This window comes from uncultured Mailhella sp. (assembly GCF_905187505.1).
Taxonomy (GTDB): Bacteria; Desulfobacterota; Desulfovibrionia; order Desulfovibrionales; family Desulfovibrionaceae; genus Mailhella.
Window position 1 is genome coordinate 1 of record NZ_CAJJIC010000181.1, and the last position, 3,559, is coordinate 3,559.

Annotated in this window: 4 protein-coding genes; all 4 read right to left on the bottom strand. The window is 56.8% G+C overall.

The window, feature by feature from the left end; translation table 11 throughout:
- The coding region (locus QZZ60_RS11040) for a molybdopterin-dependent oxidoreductase (RefSeq protein WP_295641372.1) at nt 1–1,492 on the bottom strand (1,492 nt) is incomplete at its 3' end.
- A 433-nt stretch (nt 1,493–1,925) separates the two neighbouring features.
- The gene (locus QZZ60_RS11045; RefSeq protein ID WP_295641374.1) at nt 1,926–2,213 is read right to left on the bottom strand and encodes a transcription factor; all 288 of its coding nucleotides are present in this window, start codon (nt 2,211–2,213) and stop codon (nt 1,926–1,928) included.
- Between the two features lie 27 nt (nt 2,214–2,240).
- A complete protein-coding gene (locus tag QZZ60_RS11050) occupies nt 2,241–3,221 on the bottom strand; it encodes a hypothetical protein (protein WP_295641375.1) in 981 nt (326 codons plus the stop codon).
- Nucleotides 3,208–3,405 (bottom strand): hypothetical protein, encoded by a 198-nt coding sequence (locus QZZ60_RS11055; RefSeq protein ID WP_295641377.1) that lies wholly within the window; start codon nt 3,403–3,405, stop codon nt 3,208–3,210. Before QZZ60_RS11055 ends, QZZ60_RS11050 begins: the two co-directional genes overlap by 14 nt.
- Between the last annotated feature and the right edge of the window lie 154 nt (nt 3,406–3,559).

Sequence of the window (3,559 nt, forward strand, 5' to 3'; positions counted from 1 at the left end):
CTATGTCCCGGTAGAACTGCCAGGCGGGCACGCAGGAACCGGGAGCCTGCACGATCTTTTCGCGCCAGGCCACCTGATTTTCGTTGCCGTAGCCGCAGCCCTGGCTTTCAGGGCCGAAGGTGGCGGGAATGAACAGCGTGGAAACTTCGGACTCTTCATCCAGGAAAAATCCCATATGCACGACAAAAGGCACGTTCTGAATGGCCTTGCGCACACCGAGAGCGTCGGGATTGCGGCGATAGCTGGAGTTGAGGAAAAGAATGTCGAGATTCTTCTTGCTCATGGCCATGCGCAGACGCCGGAAGTTCATCTTCGGCGTATTGTTCTCGCCGAAATAATGATCCACAAGCTCTTCACCGCCGCCGGGCTTGCCGCTCTGGAAGGTGAGCATGCCCTTGCCTTCGCCGATGAGATTGTCACGAAGCGCCTGCAGAAGAATGATGCTTCTTGCCGTGGTGATGCCGTTGGTCTGGCGGGACAAAGAACCGCCAAGCCATATGATGGTCCGGCTGCTTGCGGCGAGAGCTTCATAGAAGGCCGTGATCTCTTCCTTTGAAAGCTTCGTTATGGATTCCACGTAGTCCGGGGTGAACTTTTCCGTCTGCGGAGCCAGCTGCTCAAAGTCCTCGATCTGGAAACGTGCCCTCTCTTCGTCATAGGCGCCCTTCTCAAGAATGTAGCGTATGGCTCCGAGGGCAAGTATGCCGTCCGTACCCGGCTGAGGACGAAGCTGTCTGTCGCACCAGATGCTGGTACGCGTCCTGCGGGGATCGACATAGATGATCTTTGTGCCGTTGTCATGGGCCGCCTTGAGCCAGCGCGTATACGGAGGATACAGATCATTGACGTTGGCGCCCCACAGCACGATGGTTTCCGCCTTGGGCAGCTCATCCACCTGCGTGGAACCGCTGTTCACGCCCAGCATGAGACCGAGCATGTTGGAAGCCGTGGAAACGCAGGTTTCTCCCGGAGGCATGGCCTGGACGCTGCCCACCGTACGAAGCGTCATGAGTGCCGCAATTTCCGATTCCAGGCAGTCCCACAAAGGCATGGTAAGAGCCACGCGGTTGCCGGCCTTGGCTCCATATTTGTCGCGTACGGCCTTCATGCGCTCCACCACCATGTCGACGGCTTCCTGGTATGTAATTCTGCGCCAGCTGCCGTCCGGCTCATGATACATGGGCTCGGTAATGCGGAAGGGACTGTTCATGAGTTCAAGAATGGACATTCCCTTGGGGCACATGGCGCCGCCCGTCCAGTGATTGTCCTTGTCGCCGGTAACGCTGAGAATCTTTCCGTCCTGAACGCGCGCCTTGTAGGTGCAACGAACCTGACAGAAGGGACAATAGCCCTTCACTTCCGTTATGGCTCCGCCTTTCGGAGAAACATAGCCGATGGCGCGGGCCTTGTCGGGACTTGCTATGGCAGCCCCGCCAGCGAGCAGGGCCGCGCTCAGCTTAAGAAAATTTCTTCGTGAATAACCTTCGGGCATGATAAACCTGCCTGTTGAACATGTTGTGCAGAAACACTCTGCCAAAGCTGCGAACCCGGATTTTGTTCTCCGACAAGAAACGGACGCCCTGCAACATTCAGGATACCTTCCGTTCCCTGGGCATGGATCCGGCCCGCTTTCGTGGCTCAATGACGCATGACGCACGGCCCGGCCGCCTGCATCATGGCGCTTTCCCGAACAGAAATCCGCCTGAAAGATTCCTTCGGGGAAAGAAAACCGCGTTTCCGAGCCGTGCCGCTTTCACAAACATCAAGCACGGAGAAAACAAAGCCAGGTTCGATCAGGAAAGAAGAGCCAGACAGGTATCTGGCTCTTCTGCTGAAGCATGCATGCTCAGCGCATGGGATGCACGCCTCAGCCGAGCGGAGAAAAAAAGGCACGGGAACCGCAGAATTCCCGTGCCAAACCGATGTTATTTGAACACGTCCTTGCCGCTCAGCTGTTCATCATACATCTTGCCGTACCAGCGGCTGATGAAGTGAACAGTGGAACGACAGGCCTTGCCCACGACAAGGTCAATGTTCTTGCCCTCGGCACGTGTAGCGAGGTTGCCAGTCTTGGCCTTAGCGGTCTCGACATGCCAAGCCTTCACAGTCTTGCCGTCAAATTCATCGATAACGATCTTGAACTGGTTGTCAGGACCAACAAACACGTTGTTGGCTCCGCCGTCGAGTATGATCGGTTCCTTGTTGGCGATCATGACTTCGTGCGGATAGGTGCAGGTAGCTCAGGTCTCGGGACGTGCCAGGAACCGCGGGTCAGCAGGCCAGTCGGAACCATTCTGCACGTCGATGACATCGGAGTACGCAACCAGGTCAACCTTACCGTCCTTGAACGGGTTGCCGGGGCGGATGTTCAGATGGACAAGGGTCTTGCCGTCCTTGGAGACGACGTAGCACTTGTCGCGCTCAACCATGGACTGCATGAGCCACTTGGCATTCTTGGAGTCAATGTAGAGCTTCTTGGTGGTGACGTTGCCGGCCTTGTCGGTGATGGAGACTTCCACACTGTCCTTGCCGATGTTCTTCACCGCCACGCTGGCGTCGCCGACCTTGAAGGTGGCGTTGTTGCCGTAAGTGCCGACGACAGGCTTGGCAGGCGACATATAAATGTCGGTGCAGCTGTCGGTGGCAAGCTCGCGGACATGAACATTGTTGTTTTCGTCAATCTTGTCCACGACCACATAGGTGCGGCCCACGCTGGAAACGTTGCTGCCGTAGTCGAAGCGGGACAGATTGTTCTTTTCGTCAGGCACGGTGTGGCCCACAGGCTGCTTGGAACCATGCACCAGAGAGCCGTCGGCAGCGTCATTGCCGATGCTGGTGCCGACCTTCACGGGGAAGGTGGAACCATAGTAGTTGCCGGTAGTCTTCACGACCTTGAAAACGGCTTCCTTGCCATCAGCCAGACCGTAGGTCTCCCAGCCTTCCACGGAGGAAAGCTCCCAGCCGCGGGACTTGTCCGCGTTGCTGGTGATGATGTCGCCCTGCTTCATGACGACGTCGCGGATCACGTCGCGGACATAGCGGTCCACGATGACGCGATAGCTCTTGCCGGCCATGGTGATGGGTTCATTATCGAAGGGATACCAGTTGCTCGAACGGGCAGTGGTATACAGGCCTTCGGAAGGAATGATGATTTTTCCGTCTTTGATGTAGCTCTGACGAATGACAATGCCGTCGTTGATGGTACGTTCAAGGCCGAGCATGGTCGTGACGGTTGTTCACAAGACCGATCAGCTTGGCCACAACGGCGGCGTTGTTGGCAGGAGATTTCATGGCAGCACTGCCTTCGACAGGCGCCACTCCGGCCAGAGCTACTCCGTTCAGGCTGGCGGCAAGCAGCAGAGCAAGAGACAGCTTGCCGAGGCCCTTGAGAGCACTCATGTTCATAGGAACTCCTTGGATGATTAATTCCGGTCCGACAGCGCGGCGGCCGAAGCGTTCTGCGCCGCTCCGGCCCCTGGTGTCGGAATATTGAGATTCCACAATGAAATCCCGGAATTATGGAAGCAAACTTGCGCGATTAGGCTCGCGGAGGATCAGC